The sequence below is a fragment of the Dysosmobacter sp. Marseille-Q4140 genome (assembly GCA_018228705.1).
Classification (GTDB): domain Bacteria; phylum Bacillota; class Clostridia; order Oscillospirales; family Oscillospiraceae; genus Oscillibacter.
Genome location: CP073694.1, coordinates 2,398,675 through 2,415,071, shown reverse-complemented (window position 1 = coordinate 2,415,071; position 16,397 = coordinate 2,398,675). Strand labels below are relative to the sequence as shown.

Sequence of the window (16,397 nt, the reverse complement as noted above, 5' to 3'; positions counted from 1 at the left end):
CCCGAAAGGGGCGGCCTTTTGCTGCGCGGAGGGCGGCCTCAGGCGGCGCCGGAGGCCTTTGCCAGGGGCTGGCCGGGGACCGTCAGGTCCGCGGTGAGGACCGGGTCGATGGGGACGGCCAGATACATGTTGTTGCCGTAGAGGTAGGCGCCGGAGGTGACGGCGATGGCCTGGCCATACTCGTTGAGCAGCGCGCCGCCGCTGCTGCCCTGGGAGATGTCGGCGGTGTTCATGATGCAGGGCAGAGCGTAGCGCTCCACCTCCCGGTCTGTGGCGCTGATGACGCCGGTGCTGACGGCCAGGCCCATGCCCAGGGGGTTGCTGATGGTGTAGACCGTGTCGCCGGGGCGGACGTCGGCGGTGGAAACCATGTCCAGATGGTTGAAAGCGGAAACAGCGGTGCCGTCCCGGGTGGTCCGGGCGATCCGGAGCACCGCGATGTCGATGCCGCTGTCATAGTAGACCACGCTCTCCACGGCGCAGACCTCTCCTGTGGAGAGGATGGCGAAGGCGGTCTCCCCTCCTTCGATGGAGTGGTAATTGGTAACCGCCAGTCCGTCCTCACGGATGAAGAAGCCGCTGGCCGCGGCGGAGGGCGTATTCTCCCGAAGTGCCTCCTGGCTCTCGTAGACCTGGAGGCAGAACACGGCGGAGGCGTACCGGTCCGCCGCCTGCCGGGCGGTGAGGGTGGGGGTCAGGAGCCCCAGGGCGTTGGCCGCGGAGCGGGTGACGGCACCCTGTTCCACCATGCGGCCGATCACGGTGCCGCTGCCGTCCCGGTAGGAGAAGGTCAGAGCCGCGGCGGCGGTCTCATACAGGTCACCCAGGGTCATGGCGCCGTCCCAGGCGGCGGGAAAGAGCCCGATCCGCTGGGCAAAGCGGGCGGCGTCAGTGACGGTGAAGTCCCCGTCCTTGTCGCTGTATCCCAGCATCCGCAGCAAAAAGGCGCTCCAGGCATTGGCGGTGACGGTCCTGCCGGGCTGGAAGGCCGTGGCCGTAACGCCGCTGATCCAGCCCTGGCGGGCGGCGTAGTTCACGGCGGCGGCCGCCTGGGCCGTCACGTCCAGGAACCCGGCGGTCCAGCGGGAGGCCGCGGCCTCCTGCTCCGCTCCGGCCAGCTTCACCAGCAGCTCCGCCGCCTGGCCCCGGGTTGCGGGGGCGGTAAGATCGCCGGCATCGTCCGTCAGGCCCAGGGTCACCAGGATATCGGCGGCGCGCCGGGCCTCCCCCTCCAGGGCGCCGGCGGCGGGAACGGCACCCAGCACCAGGGCCAGGGCACAGCATACGGCGAGGAATCTTCTTTTCATGGCAGCTTGCCTCCATTCACATGAATTTTATAACAGCCCCGGTGCCGCCCGGAACAGGTCCCACTGCTCCCGGGCGTTTTTGTGCCCGCGCAGCGTTCCGGCAGACAATGGGGGCCTTACGGCATTCTTCCAATCAATCAATGAAGGGCCGCCCGGCGGGCGGCCCTCCGCTGTTTTTCGGGTGGGTTCCGGCTCAGTAGCGGCCGGTCCAGTCGGCCATCAGCAGCACCGGCGCCGTCCACAGCAGGCTGAACACCAGCAGCGCCAGCGGGGAGAGCAGGTCGTAGGACCCCTGGAACGCCAGATAGGACGTCAGCAGCGTCCCGGCGGCACTGGCGAAGAAGGACAGCCCCGCCGCCCGCCGCACCGCCCGGCACAGCCGGCGGCTGCCGCACACGGCCTCAGCATAGGGCAGCAGGCCCTCCCGGAAGATCAGCGCCCGGGGCAGTCCCCGGTCCTGCTCCGCCTCGCTGAGGGCCACCCGGTCCGTCAGGTCCGGGTACTCCACCTTCACGCCCTTGTGGAACTTGCGCTTCAAAAGGGCCGGGGTGATGTTGGGGTCCCGGGACGCCAGCACCGGCGTCACCCGGCTGCGGCGCATCATCCGCAGAGCGAAATCCACATTCTCGGCGGCGTGGTACTTCACCGCGAAGGCCGCGGCCAGCTGCCGGTCCACCGCCAGGAAGATCCCGGTCTTGAGGTTGATGTTCCCCGGCAGGCGCACCTCCATCTTCCGCATGAAGGAGGCGGTGCCCAGCAGCACCGTCTCACCGTGGATGGTGGCGGAATAGCCGCCCTCCTCGTAGAAGCTGAAGTCCTGGGCCTCCTGATAGCGGCCGCCCTCGCTGCGCAGCAGCCCGTCAAAGACCCGCTCCAGGCCGCACCCGGCGCACCGGGCCAGCGTGGCCGCGTAAGAGGCGGCCTGTCCCAGCTCCTCGCCAAAGACCTTGACGCCGTTGAGCTGGATGGTGCCCGGGGGAAAGAGGTCCCCGTCGGTCAAAATCATGCGGCGCTGGCTGCTGATCTTCTCCGCCCCGCTCCAGCCGGCCACGGCGCAGCCGGTTTTTTGCAGGTGGCGGGCCAGCTTGGAAAAGGGCAGCGCCCAGCAAAGGGGCAGGGCGAAGGTAGCTCCCGCCGCCAATATGGCGGACCAGTTGAGCAGGAAGTCCGCCCCCCTGCCCTGGCCCAGGGAGCTGAGCCCGGCAAACACCACCGTGGCCACCAGCACCACCGGCAGCAGCACCGCCTGCCAGACCGTCACCGCGTCGTCCCGGACGGCGGTGGTGTAGAACCCCCGCACAGCGCCCCGCTGCTTGCAGGCGCCCCGCTCCGTCTCCGTCACCAGGTACGGCGGCTCGTCGTCCACAGCCGCCGCCCGAAAGGTATCCCGATAACCCTCGCCCTCCCGGGCGGCGCCCCACAGGGCGAAGGTCAGCGCCATACAGCTGACGGCGGCGTAGGGCATGGCGGCGGAACGGGCCTGGGACGTCAGATACAGCACACAGTCCGCCGCCGAGGCCAGAGCCGACAGCACTGCCAGCAGCTGGCTGGAGCAGCGCCTGCGGCTCAGCAGCCGGAACGCCCGCAGGTACACCCGCCGGGCCAGCAGCGACACCACCGCCAGACAGCCCAGCAGCACCAGGCACTGGTTTTTCACCTGTCCGGTCCAGAAGGGGATCTCCAGCCCGTAGGTCTCCGCCGCCAGCAGCACCGCCGGCAGCAGCGACACCACCGCCGCCGCTGGCAGGGGTGCGCTGAGGATCCGGCTCTCCCGGCGGCAGGCCTCCGACACATCCACAAGGTCCGGCTCCGGCCCGATGGGCTCTGCCTCCGGCTCCGGCTCAGGGGCCGGAGGCCGCTGGTACAGCTCCTCCGTCTCCTCTTCCTCCATGGGCTTGCGGGAGAACAGGCCCCGGCGCCGCCGGGGCTTGAGCAGAGGCTCCCGGCTCTCCTCCATCACCGCGTCCACGGTGCTGCCCACCACTTCCTCCAGCGGGATGGGCCGGGGGGCGGGGGGCAGCTCCGCCTCCGGCGGCTCCGGCTGCGCCGGGACGGCCGGGGCGGCCTCCTTTCGCCGGGGCTGCGCCGGGGCTTGAGCAGGAGCGGCCTCCCTCTGCCGGGGCTGCGGCGGAGCGGAGGGCGGTGTCTCCTCTGCCTCGGTGCCCCGCAGCAGCCGCTGCTCCTCCCCTGCGCCGAACTCCGCCAGGATCTCCTCCAGAGAGTAGTCCTCCGAGGCGGCGGGCACGCCGCCGGAGAGCAGATCGTCATATCGATTGTCCGCGTCCTTTGGAACCATATCCAACCTCTTTATTCCGTGGTTTTCGTAAAGGTCAGCCTCTCTGGCGCACCGCCTCGTACAGCAAAATGGCAGCGGCGGCGCTGGCGTTGAGGGAGTTCAGCTTGCCCCGCATGGGGATACTGACGAGAAAGTCGCACGTTTCCATGGCCAGGCGGGTCATGCCGTCGCCCTCGCTGCCGATGACGATGGCGGCAGGGCCCTTCAGATCCGCGTCATAGAGGGAGGTGGTCCCTCCGGCGGCGGTGCCGAACACCCACACCCCCTGCTTTTTCAGATCCTTGAGCAGCGTGGGGATGTTGGGCACCCGGGCCACGGGCATGTGGGCCACGGCGCCGGCGGAGGTCTTGGCCACCACGGCGGTGAGCCCGGCGCTGCGGCGCTTGGGGATCACCACCCCGTGGGCCCCGGCGCACTCGGCGGTGCGGATGATGGCGCCCAGATTGTGGGGATCGGAGATCTCGTCGCACACCACGATCAGCGGCGCCTCCCCCTTCTCTGCCGCGGCGGAGAGGATGCTCTCCACGCTGACATATTCCCGCACCGCCGCCAGGGCGATGACACCCTGGTGGGCGTGGGTGCGGCTCATGGCGTCCAGCTTGCGCTTGTCCGCCTCCACCACCACCACGCCGGCGGCGCGGGCCGTGGAGGCGATGTGGCCCAGGGTCCGGTCCGTCTCGCCCTTTTGCAGGTAGATCTTATCAATGGTCTCCCCGGCCCGCAGGGCCTCGATGACGGCGTTGCGGCCCTCGATGATGCCGTCGGCTCCGGCGGTCAGGTCGTTTTTTCTCTGTTGGTCCATGGTGTCTCCCCCAAGCAAACTACTTCACCCCGCCGGAGCGGTCTTTCCAGCGGGCTCTTTTTCTCACATTTGCAGTTTAGTATACCATAGCCGCCGGACACAATAAAGTGGAATTCACAGAAATTTCATCAAAAATCCAAGGCTTTTCCTTGTAGCCCCGCCGCTTCTGTGTTATACTTGCAAGGATTTCATCCCTTTATTTGTAAGGGTATTTTGCCTTTCACCTGAGAGGAGTTCCATACATGAACCAAAACGACAACAAAAACAACAAAAACGACAAAAACAGCAACTGGCGGGGCGTGATCTCCCTGCTGTGCTGGGCGGCGCTGCTGACCATCGTCATCAGCTATGCCAGCAATTACCTGGGAAGCGCTGCCAGCCACACCGGCTCCGCGGAGATCCGGTACACGGATTTCCTGGACCTGCTGGAGGAGGGCCAGGTCCGCGAGGTCCAGGTGGACAGCACCGAGGGCACCCTGGTCATCACCCCCGTGGAGGGGTACGTGTACAAGGACCCGGAGACCGGGACCACCTATGAGACGGACTACCACCTCTACTGCGTCCCCACGGAGAGCGGCGACGCCATCACCGCCCGCTGCGAGGAGGCCGGCGTCCCTCTGGGTGAGCCCTATCAGGCCGCCATGAACCCCATTCTGGCGGTCCTCATCAGCTATGTGGTGCCCTTCGTGTTCATCTTCCTGATGTTCTCCCTGGCCATGCGCTGGATCAACAAAAAGGGCGGCATGGGAGGCATCGGCGGCATCGGCGGCGTGGGCAAGGCCAACGCCAAGGTGTACATGGAGAAATCCACCGGCGTCACCTTCCGGGACGTGGCCGGTCAGGACGAGGCCAAGGAGTCTTTGACGGAGATCATCGACTTCCTCCACAACCCCCAGAAATACACGGAGATCGGCGCCAAGCTCCCCAAGGGCGCGCTGCTGGTGGGCCCTCCGGGCACCGGCAAGACCCTGCTTGCAAAGGCCGTGGCCGGCGAGGCCAACGTGCCCTTCTTCTCCATCTCCGGCTCCGACTTCGTGGAGATGTTCGTGGGCGTGGGTGCATCCCGCGTCCGGGACCTCTTTAAGGAGGCCAGCAAGGTGGCCCCCTGCATCGTGTTCATCGACGAGATCGACACCATCGGCAAGTCCCGCGACAACCGCATGGGCGGCAATGACGAGCGGGAGCAGACCCTCAACCAGCTGCTGGCGGAGATGGACGGCTTCGACCCCACCAAGGGCGTCATCCTTCTGGCCGCCACCAACCGCCCCGAGGTCTTGGACCAGGCATTGCTCCGGCCCGGCCGCTTCGACCGGCGCATCACCATCGACCGGCCCAACCTGGCCGGGCGCATCGCCACGCTCCAGGTCCACACCCGCAACATCAAGCTGGGCGAGGACGTGGACCTCAAGAAGGTGGCCCTGGCCACCGCCGGGTGCGTGGGCGCGGACCTTGCCAACCTGGTCAACGAGGCGGCCCTCCGGGCCGTGCGCAAGGGCCGCAAACTGGTGACCCAGGAGGACCTGCTGGCCGCCTTTGAGCTGGTCATCGCCGGCACGGAGAAAAAGGGCAGCGTCCTCACCGAGTTCGAGAAGAAGCTGGTGGCCTACCACGAGGTGGGCCACGCCATGGTGGCTTACAAGCAGAAGAACACCGAGCCGGTCCAGAAGATCACCATTGTCCCCCACACCCAGGGGTCTCTGGGCTACACGTTGCTGATGCCCGAGGAGGACAAGACGGAGCTGCGCACCAAGGACGAGCTCATGGCCAAGATCACCGTCTCCATGGGCGGCCGCGCCGCCGAGGAGGTGGTCATGCACACCATGACCAACGGCGCCAGCCAGGATATCCAGGACGCCACCAACGTGGCGCGGAACATGGTAGCCATGTTCGGCATGAGCGACGAGTTCGGCATGATGGCCCTGGCCTCCCGCCGCAACCAGTACCTGGACGGCGGCTACGGCATGGACTGCGCCCAGGACACCGCCGCCCGCATGGACCAGGCGGTCAAGGAGCTGCTGGACAAGTGCTACAAGGCCGCCGTGGAGGTCATCCAAGAGAGCCGGGATGACATGGACAAGGTGGTGGCCTACCTGATGGAGAAGGAGACCATCACCGGCGCGGAGATGGTGGCCATCATCGAAGGCCGGGACCCCGCTCTGGTGGAGAACCCCTACGCCTCCACCCGGCAGGACGGCTTCCGTCCCTCCACCCCGGACGTGATCGAGCCGGCGGCCAAGAAGGTCCACATGATCTCCCAGAAGATCGAGGCCCCGGAGCTCCCGGAGGACCAGCCCGTCCAGGCGGAGGCCCCGGCGGAGCAGCCCTCCGCCTCGGACGCCCCGGCGGAAAGCACTCCGGCGGAGAACAAGTCGGACGCCCCGCAGAACTGATCCAAAAAAGCAACGGCGCGCTGCCCCGGCGGCGCGCCGTTTTCATCCTCCCCGGTCTGCCGCCGGGGCGGCGAAATCCATGAGGAGGTACATCCATGATCCGAAAAGCCACGGCCGCCGACCTGCCCGGCGTGGAGGCCATCTACAACGCCATTCTGGACCGGGAGGAGCAGGGCCCCGTCTACACCAACTGGCAGCGGGGCAAATACCCCACCGCCGACACCGCCCGCGCCGCCCTGGAGGCAGGGACCCTGTACGTGGGCGAGGAGGGCGGCGCCCTCTGGGGCGTGGTGAACCTCAACGGCGATCAGCTGCCGGAGTACGACGCCATCCCCTGGTCCATCCCGGCCCGGCGGGACCAGGTGGGCGTGATCCACACGCTGTGCATCCACCCGGACTGGTCCGGGCGGGGCCTGGCCCGGGAACTGGCGGCCTTCTGCGAGACCGAGTGCCGCCGCCAGGGCAAGACCGTCATCCGGCTGGACACCTGGGAGGGGAACCTCCCCGCCAACCGCCTCTATCCCTCCATCGGCTACCGGTACGCCGGGGCGGCGGAGTTCTTCTTCATGGGGTTCATCCATGAGACGCTGAACTGCTACGAAAAGCTGCTGTGACCGGAACGTCTTGGGGCGCAGCGGGTTTCCGCCTTTGCTAACCGCAGGTTGACACGGTGCCGCCCGGCGGTTGGTGGCCCGGAACGGGCTGTTTCTGTTACGCTGGCACCGAAAAGGAGGGATCGCCCATGACCATTGGACAGCGCGTGGGACAAAAGCGAAAGGAGCTGGGGCTCAGCCAGGAGGCCCTGGGGGAGCAGCTGGGCGTGTCCCGGCAGTCCATCTACAAGTGGGAGAGCGACTCCGCTCTGCCGGAGATCGACAAGCTGATCGCCCTCAGCCGCCTCTTCGGCGTGTCCGTGGGGTGGCTGCTGGGAGTGGAGGAGCCGCCTCAGGACGATGGAGCGGATGCGGAGTCCGCCCCGGAGGCAGGCGAGCTGACGGAGGCCCAGCTGCGCATGGTGGAGGAGATCGTGGCGCGGTACACCGCCGCCCTGCCCAAGCCCCCTTCCCGCCGCAGGCGGAAGTGGCTGAAGGCGGCAGTGATCGCTGCGGCGCTGTGTCTGGTGGGCGGCCTTTACAGTCTCTCCAAACAGCTGGATCGGATGGATCAGCAGTATGGCACTCTGCAAAACAACATCACCCGGGTGGAGAGCACCGTCAACAGCCAGATCGGCTCCATCTCAAGCCGTGTGGAGGAGATTTTGAAGGCCCAGAACAGTCTCACCGCCGACTACGGCTGCGAGCAGACCGCCCTGGACCCTGCCGCCAACACGGTATCTTTCCGTGCCTGGGCCGTGCCCAAGACCTACGTGGAGGGCATGACCGCCGTGTTCCAGACGGACAGCGGCAGCGGCCCCGTGGAAACAGCGGCGGAGCTGGAACCGGGGCAGACCTTCTCCGCTGGCCTGACCGCAGAACTGACGGACAGCATCACCGTCTCGGTGGTGTTCATCGCCCCGGACGGCACCCGCTCCACCCAGCTGCTGGACCAGTTTTACAGCCTGTACAGCGACACTATGCCCGCCGTGGATGTACAGAGCAATCTCATGTGGATGGACCTGACAGACGGAGCCCTGGTTCTGACGGAGCACAGCCACGAGCGCTATCTCTGGACCCGGGAGCAGATCTGGTCCGACAGCGCCGCTGCCATCGCCGACGTGCGGGTGGGACTGTTCAAAAACCGGCAGCTGGCCGCCTGGGCGGAGCCCTGCGAACAGCCCGACAGCTTCCACGGCTTTGAGGACTGCTCCTTCTACTGTCTGCCGGAGCTGCACCTGGATCTGACCGCTCAGGACACCGTCGAGATCGCCGCGGTGGTGACGGACGTATACGGCAGGACCATCATCTGCCAGGACGTGCCCTATGTTCCCGACGCGGAGGCAGCCGAGCTGGTCCACCCGGACATCAGCTCTTCGGACAGCGACCCGGCCAACTGGCACTGCTGACGCAAAACAGCGCACCCGGAATTCCGGGTGCGCTGTTTCTCTGTTTTGGGTTTGGGGAAAGCGGCGGTTAGTCCAGTTCCGCCTGGCCGGTGTAGAGCTGGTAGTACCGGCCGTGCTGGGCCAGCAGGTCCTCGTGGTCGCCCCGCTCGATGATCTCGCCCTGCTCCAGGACCATGATGGCCTTGGCGTTGCGGACGGTGGAGAGCCGGTGGGCGATGACGAACACAGTGCGGCCCGCCATGAGCCGGTCCATGCCCTGCTCGATGAGCTTTTCCGTGCGGGTGTCGATGGAGCTGGTCGCCTCGTCCAGGATCAGCACCGGCGGGTTGGCGCAGGCCGCCCGGGCGATGTTCAAAAGCTGCCGTTCGCCCTGGCTCAGGTTCCCGCCGTCGCCGGAGAGGACGGTCTGATAGCCCTGGGGCAGGCGGCGGATGAAGGCGTCGGCTCCGGCCATGGCCGCGGCGGCCTCCACCTCCTCGTCGGTGGCCTCCAGGCGGCCGTAGCGGATGTTGTCGGCCACGGTGCCGGTGAAGAGATGGGTGTCCTGGAGCACGATGCCCAGGGACCGGCGCAGGGAGTCCTTCTCGATGTCCCGGATATCGATGCCGTCGTAGGTGATGGTGCCGGACTGGATCTCGTAGAAGCGGTTGATGAGGTTGGTGATGGTGGTCTTGCCGGCGCCGGTGGAGCCCACGAAGGCGATCTTCTGGCCCGGCTTGGCGTACAGGGAGATGTCGTGGAGGACGGTCTTTTTCTCGTCATAGCCAAAGACCACATGGTCAAAGCGCACGTCGCCCCGGACCTGGATCAGCGTGCCATCGGGCTGCTTCCAGGCCCACTCGCCGGTGTCGAAGTCCGCCTCGGTCAGACTGCCGCTGCGGTCCTCGGTGACCCGGACCAGCTTCACCTTGCCCGCGTCGGTCTCGGGCCGGGCCTCCATGACCTCAAAGACCCGCTCGGCGCCGGCCACGGCGGAGAGGATGGTGTTCACCTGCTGGGAGATCTGGGTGATGGGCTGGCTGACCTGCCGGGTGTACTGGAGGAAGGCCGCCAGGTCCCCCAGCTGGAAGGTTCCGCTGCCGATGGCCAGGATGGCGCCCACGCCGCAGGTGATGGCGTAGTTGATATAGCTGAGGTTGCCCATGGCGGGCATCATGGCGCCGCCGTAGGCCTGGGCCCGGGTGGCCGCGTGGCGGTAGTCCTCGTTGAGCTTGCGGAAATCCGCTTTGGCGGCGTGCTCGTGGTTAAAGACCTTGATGACCTTCTGGCCCTCGATCATCTCCTCGATGTAGCCGTTGACGGCGCCCAGGGCCGCCTGCTGGGCGGCAAAGTACTGCCGGGAGCGGCCGCCGATGACCTTGACCACCCGCAGCATCACCACCAGCATCACCAGAGTGATGAGGGTCAGGGCCGGGCTCAGCACGATCATCATGATGATGGTGCCGGTGAAGTTCAGCGTGCAGGAGATGAGGCTGCCGAAGCTGTTGTTCAGGGCCTCGGAGATGGTGTCGATGTCGTTGGTGTAGCGGCTCATGAGCTCGCCGTGGGTGTGGGTGTCGAAAAATTTCAGCGGCAGGGTCTGCATCCGGTCAAAGAGGTCGGCACGGATCTTGGCCACGGTGTTCTGGGATACATGGACCATGATGCGGGCGTAGCCGAAAGAGCAGGCCGCGCCGGTGATATAGACCGCCGCCATGATGGCCAGCATCCTGGCAAGGCCCGGGAAGTCGCCGGGGAGGATATAGTCGTTGATGAGGGGCTTGATGAGGTAGGACCCGCCCACGGTGCACACGGAGCTGATGACCAGCAGCACCGCCACGATCACCAGCAGGTGGGTGTACCGGCCCAGATACCGCATCAGCTTTCCCAGGGTCCCCCGCAGGTCCTTGGGCTTCTGGAAGCCGTGGCGGCCGGGTCCCCGTCCGGGGCCGCCGGGGCCCATGGGGCGGGAATTGTTTTGACGCTGTTCAGCCACCGATGCTCACTCCTTCCTGCTGGGACTCATAGACCTCGCGGTAGATGTCGCAGGTCTTCATCAGTTCTTCATGGGTGCCCTGGGCCGCCACCCGGCCGCCGTCCATCACCAAAATCAGGTCCGCCTCGCACACAGAGGTGACCCGCTGGGCGATGATGAGCTTGGTGGTGTCCTTGAGCTCATTGGCAAAGGCGCTGCGGATCTTGGCGTCGGTGGCGGTGTCCACGGCGGAGGTGGAGTCGTCCAGGATCAGCACCTTGGGCCGCTTCAAAATGGCCCGGGCGATGCACAGCCGCTGCTTCTGGCCGCCGGAGACGTTGACGCCGCCCTGGCCCAGGTCGGTGTCCAGGCCGTCCGGCATCCGCTCCAGGAACTCGTCGGCGCAGGCGGAGCGGCAGGCCGCCCAGAGCTGCTCGTCGGTGGCGTCGGGATCACCCCAGAGGAGGTTCTCCCGAATGGTGCCGGAGAAGAGGGTATTCTTCTGCAGCACCACGCTGACCTCATCCCGCAGGTGCTCCATAGTATACTCCGCCACCGGCCGGCCGCCCACGGAGACGGTGCCCTCCGTGGCCTCGTACAGCCGGGGGATCAGGGACACCAGGGTGGTCTTGGCGCTGCCGGTGCCGCCCAGGATGCCCACGGTCTGGCCGGAGCGGATGTGGATGTCCACGTCCCGCAGGATCCACTCGGCGGCCTCGGTGTTGTACTTGAAGGAGACGTGGTCGAAATCGATGCTGCCGTCCTTTACCTGGGCGGGGACGGCAGCGCCGCTGTCATCGGTGTCGGTGACGGCCCGGTCGTCGGTGATGGCGGGCCGCTCCTCCAGCACCTCCCGGATGCGGCGGGCACAGGCCACAGACCGGGTCATCATCATGAAGATCATGGATACCATCATCAGGGAAATCATGATCTGGGTGATGTAGGTGAAGAAGGTGATGAGCTTTCCGGCCTCCAGGGACCCGGCAAAGACCATCTGGCCGCCGAACCACATAACGGCAATGATGGTGCCGTAAACAATGAGCATCATGATGGGCATATTGATGACCACCATGCCGAAGGCCCGCTGGGCATTGGACCTGAGATCCTGATTGCGCTTTGCGAACTTCTCCCGCTCGTGGTCCTCCCGCACAAAGGATTTCACCACCCGGATGCCGGTCAGATCCTCCTGGACCACCAGGTTCAGCGCGTCGGTCTTTTCCTGCATGGAGCGGAACAGCGGGCTGGCCTTGGAGAGGATCAGCGCCACGGACACCGCCAGCAGCGGCAGCGCCACCAGAAAGACATTGCTGAGCTGACGGCTGATACGGATGGAGAGAAACAGGGCGCACACCAGCATCACCGGGGCCCGCACCAGCAGCCGCATACCGAACATCAGCGTCATCTGCAGGTTGTTGACGTCGTTGGTCAGGCGCGTCACCAAAGAGGCGGTGGAAAATTTCTCGATATTGGAAAAGGCGTATTCCTGGATGTGGTCATACTCCGCCGCGCGGAGACCCGCGCCGAAGCCCATGCCCGCCGTGGCGGAGCAGGCGGCGGCTCCCAGGCCGAAGGCCAGGGACACCATGGCCATCACCACCATCAAAATGCCCTTGCGCAGGATGTAGCCCTGGTCCCCGGTGGCGATGCCCACATCCACAATGTCGCTCATCACCAGCGGGATCAGCAGCTCAAAGATCGCCTCCGCCGCACTGCACCCGATGCCCAGGGCAATCCAGCCGGCGTAAGGCCGCATATATTTCGTCATGTCGCTTGATCCTCCTCCAAATTCCGAATGACCCTGTCCAGGAGCTCCCGGAGCTGCTCCGTCTCCTGGGGAGTAAAGCCCCGCACCATGGCGGCCTCCGACTCCCGAAAGGCCTGCTCAAACAGGGCCTGCTGCTGGCGGCCCTTGTCGGTGAGCGTGATGAGGCGGCGCCGGGCGTCGCTGCCGCTGACGCTGCGGACCACCAGCTCCTTCTCCGCCATCCGATCCAGGATACCGTTGGCGGTGGAGGGCTTTACCTTCAAAAAGTCCGTCACCTGGCACTGGGGCGCCTGGCCGCCGTGGCGGAACAGATACAGCAGCACGTGGGTCTGGACCGGAGTGACCTCGTACCGGCTGAGCCGGGCCTCCATCCCGGCCCGGGCCAGGTGGGCACACCGCCCCAGCGTGGGTCCCAGGGCGTTGGCATAAAACATGGAGACACCTCCCGTTTTTATTTAGTGTGCTAAATATTAGCACGCTAAATACTAGCACAGTGCAGCGCCCTTGTCAACGCGGAATCAGGCGGAACTTTTTGAACGATTTATGAACGAATTTTGACGAATTCTGCCGTTCTGTAAACAAATTGTGAAGCTTCACTCCAGCCTGTTGACTTTCCGTGGGCAGGCGGCTATGATGAGTTCAACAAGCAGGAAGCTTGTGAACACACACACCATTTTCCCTCTCCTTTCTCTATATCATACAGGAAAGCGGGCAGTCCCAACGGGCTGCCCGCTTTCCTGTTTTTCCGGCCTCTGCGGATCGCTTGCCTCCTCCAAATTTATCGAAAAACAATAAATAATCGTTGACAAACAATAACATCCCGTGGTAGGATACAGCCAAAAGGAGGAGTGGCCATGGAGGGTTCCCACGTGCAGAAGATCGCCCGGGTGCTGAATGTCCTGGTAATCGCCGCCCTGGTGTGCAACATCATCATCTTATATCTGGTTCCGGTGGCCGTGGTGTCCCTGGAGCTGTCGGAGGGGTCCGGCCTGCTGGAGGGTGTCGCAGCCTATCTGCGGGACTTTCTCCACCCCGGACAGGACGACATCCTGACCGCCACCGCGGCTGCCAGCTTCCTGGCCTGGTTCTGGTGCTGGAAGAGTACCCGCGCTCTGGTGCTGACGCTGTTTCTGCTGGTGGCCGGTGTGTGCACGGCTCTGATCCTCTGGCAGGGGCGGCGGGTGCTGCGCACCATTCTGCGGGGCGCGCCCTTCTCGGCGGAAAACGCTGTCAGCCTGCGGCGGGCCGCGGTGTGTTCCTTCGTCGTCTCCGGCGCGGCTCTGGCGCGGCTGGTGTTCAGCGTGTGCTATTTCCGCTCGCCCCAGCCCCTGCTGTCCTACAACGCCCTGTTCGTCCCCATCTTCGCCATGGCGGGGCTTCTGTGCCTGGTCATGTCCGCCCTGTTCCGCCAGGCGGCGGAGATGAAGGCGGAAAACGACCTGACGATCTGAGGAGGTGGGCGGAATGATACGAACGCCTGCGCAGAAGATCGCCGACGCCCTGATCTGCCTGTCCATTCTGGCGCTGATCACAGAGGCCTTTCTGCTGCCCTGGATCAACGCGTTTGCCTACTTCCAGGTCAATGTGGCCGGCGGGCCCACGCTGGAGCATCTGATGGGGGTTTTTGCCTATGATTTTGACGACGGCCTGGGGAATCTCCTCCGGATCTCTCTGGAGAGCTGGAGCCACGCCCACTCCGCTGTCCTGGCCCTGTTTTTATGGCTGGTGTCCATCTGCGGCGCCGTCATTTTGATCCAGGGCATCCGTATTCTGGCCACGGTGGCAGACGGCACGCCCTTCTCTCCGAAAAACGCGGTTTCTCTCCGCCGCGCGGGCGAGGCCTGCTTTGTCATCGCCGCCGGAGCCCTGGGCCGGACCATGTTTACCCTCTTCCGGGAGGGTTCCGCCGCTCTGGCCTCCTATACCGCCCTGCTGGTCCCCCTGTTCGCCATGGCGGGGCTTCTGTGCCTGGTCATGTCCGCCCTGTTCCGCCAGGCGGCGGAGATCAAGGCGGAGAATGACCTGACGATTTGAGGTGAGTCTATGGCGATCGTAGTGAATTTGGACGTGATGATGGCCAGACGGAAGATGTCCCTGAGCCAGCTGTCGGAAAAGGTAGACATCACCCTGGCCAATCTGTCGATTCTGAAAAACAACAAGGCCAAGGCGGTGCGCTTTTCCACCCTGGAGGCCATCTGCGCCGCCCTGGACTGCCAGCCGGGGGACATCCTGGAATACGTGCCGGATCAGGGAAGCTAAATCCCTCTCCGCGCTTCCCTTCCCCTGCCTCTGACCCCACAAACTATGTCCGCCTGCGGCGGACCCGATCATAAGGAGAATTGCATATGTCTGTTCCTGAAAACGCCCTCCCCGCGGGAGGGCCGGCGAAGCCTACCCAAAATCCCGGAAAACCCTACGCCGCCGACCGGCAGGACCGGCGGGCGCTGCTCCTGACGCCGGTTTGGTGTTTCCTGTTGGTGGACAGTTTCTTTTGGCACTGGCCCTGGGGCCTGGGGCTGACCGCCGCGGGCTTTCTGTGGTACGCCCTGGCGCTGGGCTATCTGGGCCGGGCGTGCCTGCGGCGGCGGGAGGACCGGGTGCTGCTGGTGATGAACCTGGCGCTGCTGGCCTCCTTTGCCCTGACCTCCAACAGCTGGTTCCGGTGGTGGAACCTGCTGGCGCTGCTGGTCCTGGTGCCGGTGCACCTGATGTCCCTGTCCGGGGCGGGACGCCTGCCCTGGCAGCAGCCGGTCATGCTGTGGGAGCGGCTGTGTCTGCTTTTGGTGGGCCTGTTCGGTCAGTTGGGCGCCCTGGGCGCGGTGCTGACCGCCTCCTCCGCCCCCCGGCGCCGGACCTGGGCGGCGGTGCTGGGCGCCGTGGGAGCCCTGGTGCTGCTGGCGGTGCTGGTGCCGGTGCTGGCCTCCGCCGACGCCCTCTTCGCCGCCGCCACGGCGGAGGTGCGGATCTTCCTCCGGGAGCACTTCACCTCCACGGTGTGGAAGCTGGTCTGGGCGCTGATCCTGACGCCCTTCGTATTCAGCCTGCTGTACTTCCTGCGGCGCCCCACTCCCCTGTCCCGGTCCGCGGAGCGGACGGGCCGGACCGTGGACGGTCTGGGCTTCGCCGTGGTGCTGGCGGCGGTGGCCGCCCTCTACGCCCTGTTCCTGGCGGTCCAGTCCGCCGGGCTTTTCGGCGGGGAGGCATACCTCGCCAGCCGGGGCCTTTCCTATGCCGAGTGGGCCCGCAGCGGCTTTTTCCAGATGGTGGGCGTCACGGCGGTGAACCTGACGGTGCTGCTGGTCTGCCTGACCTTCTCCCGCCGCAGCGGCGGCAGTTACGCGGCGGTGCGGCTGCTGGGGGCGGTGCTGACGGCGGAAAGCTTTTTGCTGCTGGCCTCCGCCGCCTGGCGGATGACACTGTACGTGGAGGCCTACGGCCTGTCCTTCAAGCGCTGCATGACCTACTGGGGCATGGGGATGATGGCTCTGTTTTTCCTGGCGGCGGCGGTCAAGCTGGCGCGGCCGGACTTCGGCTTCTTCCGGGCGGCGGCGCCGGTGGCCCTGGCCGGGTGGCTGGTGATCAACTGCGTGCCGGTGGACTACCTGGTGGCAAAGGACCAGGTGGACCGCTGCCTCTCCGGCGAGAGCCAGACCATCGATGTGGAGTACCTGCTGTACAGCCTGTCCTACGACACCCTGTCCCAGCTGGAGCGGCTGGACGGGGATCTGATCTGCCAGACCTGGACGGACTGGGGGGACAGCTACGGGCAGACCCGATTGTCCACCCTGCTGGATGAGCGCCGGGCGGAGGCCCGGCGGGACTGCGCCGGCTGGCGCAGCTGGGACCTGTCGGCGTGTCTGGCGGCCATGGGAGGGGACTGA

General features: G+C 65.9%; 13 protein-coding genes. 7 read left to right on the top strand and 6 right to left on the bottom strand.

Annotation, left to right across the window (positions count from 1 at the left end; translation table 11 throughout):
• Window positions 1-38: 38 nt before the first annotated feature.
• The 3 genes from KFE19_11975 to rlmB all read right to left on the bottom strand — a co-directional run bounded on the left by KFE19_11975 (window position 39) and on the right by rlmB (window position 4,405).
• Window positions 39-1,307, bottom strand: a complete 1,269-nt coding sequence (locus KFE19_11975) for a trypsin-like peptidase domain-containing protein (protein QUO37100.1) — start codon at window positions 1,305-1,307, stop codon at window positions 39-41.
• A gap of 193 nt (window positions 1,308-1,500) precedes the next feature.
• Entirely contained in the window at window positions 1,501-3,603 is a 2,103-nt protein-coding gene (locus KFE19_11970) for a hypothetical protein (protein ID QUO37099.1), read from the bottom strand.
• A gap of 34 nt (window positions 3,604-3,637) precedes the next feature.
• Entirely contained in the window at window positions 3,638-4,405 is a 768-nt protein-coding gene (gene rlmB / locus KFE19_11965; protein QUO37098.1) for a 23S rRNA (guanosine(2251)-2'-O)-methyltransferase RlmB, read from the bottom strand.
• Window positions 4,406-4,647: 242 nt separating this feature from the next.
• Here rlmB and ftsH point away from each other — a divergent pair, with 242 nt between their 5' ends.
• The 3 genes from ftsH to KFE19_11950 all read left to right on the top strand — a co-directional run bounded on the left by ftsH (window position 4,648) and on the right by KFE19_11950 (window position 8,797).
• The gene (gene ftsH, locus KFE19_11960) at window positions 4,648-6,795 is read left to right on the top strand and encodes an ATP-dependent zinc metalloprotease FtsH (protein QUO37097.1); all 2,148 of its coding nucleotides are present in this window, start codon (window positions 4,648-4,650) and stop codon (window positions 6,793-6,795) included.
• 95 nt (window positions 6,796-6,890) lie between these two features.
• Window positions 6,891-7,409: a GNAT family N-acetyltransferase gene (locus KFE19_11955; protein QUO37096.1), complete on the top strand. Its 519-nt coding sequence runs from the start codon at window positions 6,891-6,893 to the stop codon at window positions 7,407-7,409.
• 128 nt (window positions 7,410-7,537) lie between these two features.
• Window positions 7,538-8,797 carry a helix-turn-helix domain-containing protein gene (locus tag KFE19_11950; GenBank protein QUO37095.1) on the top strand — a complete coding sequence of 420 codons (1,260 nt, stop codon included), beginning with the start codon at window positions 7,538-7,540 and terminating at the stop codon, window positions 8,795-8,797.
• Window positions 8,798-8,864: 67 nt separating this feature from the next.
• Here the strand turns inward: KFE19_11950 and KFE19_11945 are convergent, their stop codons facing one another.
• Genes KFE19_11945 through KFE19_11935 form a run of 3 tightly spaced genes read right to left on the bottom strand, consistent with a single transcriptional unit; the run spans window position 8,865 to window position 12,950 of the window.
• Window positions 8,865-10,739 carry an ABC transporter ATP-binding protein gene (locus tag KFE19_11945; GenBank protein ID QUO39620.1) on the bottom strand — a complete coding sequence of 625 codons (1,875 nt, stop codon included), beginning with the start codon at window positions 10,737-10,739 and terminating at the stop codon, window positions 8,865-8,867.
• Window positions 10,740-10,764: 25 nt separating this feature from the next.
• Window positions 10,765-12,516 carry an ABC transporter ATP-binding protein gene (locus tag KFE19_11940; GenBank protein QUO37094.1) on the bottom strand — a complete coding sequence of 584 codons (1,752 nt, stop codon included), beginning with the start codon at window positions 12,514-12,516 and terminating at the stop codon, window positions 10,765-10,767.
• Window positions 12,513-12,950, bottom strand: a complete 438-nt coding sequence (locus KFE19_11935; protein ID QUO37093.1) for a MarR family transcriptional regulator — start codon at window positions 12,948-12,950, stop codon at window positions 12,513-12,515. Before KFE19_11935 ends, KFE19_11940 begins: the two co-directional genes overlap by 4 nt.
• Before the next feature lie 420 nt (window positions 12,951-13,370).
• On the opposite strand from KFE19_11935, the gene KFE19_11930 reads away from it, so the two are divergent.
• From KFE19_11930 to KFE19_11915, 4 genes are all read left to right on the top strand, one after another.
• Window positions 13,371-13,967, top strand: coding sequence for a DUF2975 domain-containing protein (locus KFE19_11930; GenBank protein QUO37092.1), 597 nt, complete (start codon window positions 13,371-13,373; stop codon window positions 13,965-13,967).
• A gap of 13 nt (window positions 13,968-13,980) precedes the next feature.
• Complete coding sequence (locus KFE19_11925; protein QUO37091.1) at window positions 13,981-14,550, top strand: DUF2975 domain-containing protein; 570 nt, start codon at window positions 13,981-13,983, stop codon at window positions 14,548-14,550.
• Between the two features lie 9 nt (window positions 14,551-14,559).
• Window positions 14,560-14,775 (top strand): helix-turn-helix transcriptional regulator, encoded by a 216-nt coding sequence (locus KFE19_11920; GenBank protein QUO37090.1) that lies wholly within the window; start codon window positions 14,560-14,562, stop codon window positions 14,773-14,775.
• Window positions 14,776-14,861: 86 nt separating this feature from the next.
• Window positions 14,862-16,397, top strand: a complete 1,536-nt coding sequence (locus tag KFE19_11915) for a DUF4173 domain-containing protein (protein QUO37089.1) — start codon at window positions 14,862-14,864, stop codon at window positions 16,395-16,397.

Bases quoted from the DNA above. Each gene is read 5' to 3' on its own strand.
- KFE19_11930 (QUO37092.1), top strand. From the start codon at position 13,371: ATGGAGGGTTCCCACGTGCAGAAGATCGCCCGGGTGCTGAATGTCCTG.
- KFE19_11955 (QUO37096.1), top strand. From the start codon at position 6,891: ATGATCCGAAAAGCCACGGCCGCCGACCTGCCCGGCGTGGAGGCCATC.
- KFE19_11950 (QUO37095.1), top strand. From the start codon at position 7,538: ATGACCATTGGACAGCGCGTGGGACAAAAGCGAAAGGAGCTGGGGCTC.
- KFE19_11940 (QUO37094.1), bottom strand. From the start codon at position 12,516: ATGACGAAATATATGCGGCCTTACGCCGGCTGGATTGCCCTGGGCATC.
- KFE19_11945 (QUO39620.1), bottom strand. From the start codon at position 10,739: ATGGGCCCCGGCGGCCCCGGACGGGGACCCGGCCGCCACGGCTTCCAG.
- KFE19_11925 (QUO37091.1), top strand. From the start codon at position 13,981: ATGATACGAACGCCTGCGCAGAAGATCGCCGACGCCCTGATCTGCCTG.
- KFE19_11915 (QUO37089.1), top strand. From the start codon at position 14,862: ATGTCTGTTCCTGAAAACGCCCTCCCCGCGGGAGGGCCGGCGAAGCCT.
- ftsH (QUO37097.1), top strand. From the start codon at position 4,648: ATGAACCAAAACGACAACAAAAACAACAAAAACGACAAAAACAGCAAC.
- KFE19_11920 (QUO37090.1), top strand. From the start codon at position 14,560: ATGGCGATCGTAGTGAATTTGGACGTGATGATGGCCAGACGGAAGATG.
- KFE19_11970 (QUO37099.1), bottom strand. From the start codon at position 3,603: ATGGTTCCAAAGGACGCGGACAATCGATATGACGATCTGCTCTCCGGC.
- KFE19_11935 (QUO37093.1), bottom strand. From the start codon at position 12,950: ATGTTTTATGCCAACGCCCTGGGACCCACGCTGGGGCGGTGTGCCCAC.
- rlmB (QUO37098.1), bottom strand. From the start codon at position 4,405: ATGGACCAACAGAGAAAAAACGACCTGACCGCCGGAGCCGACGGCATC.
- KFE19_11975 (QUO37100.1), bottom strand. From the start codon at position 1,307: ATGAAAAGAAGATTCCTCGCCGTATGCTGTGCCCTGGCCCTGGTGCTG.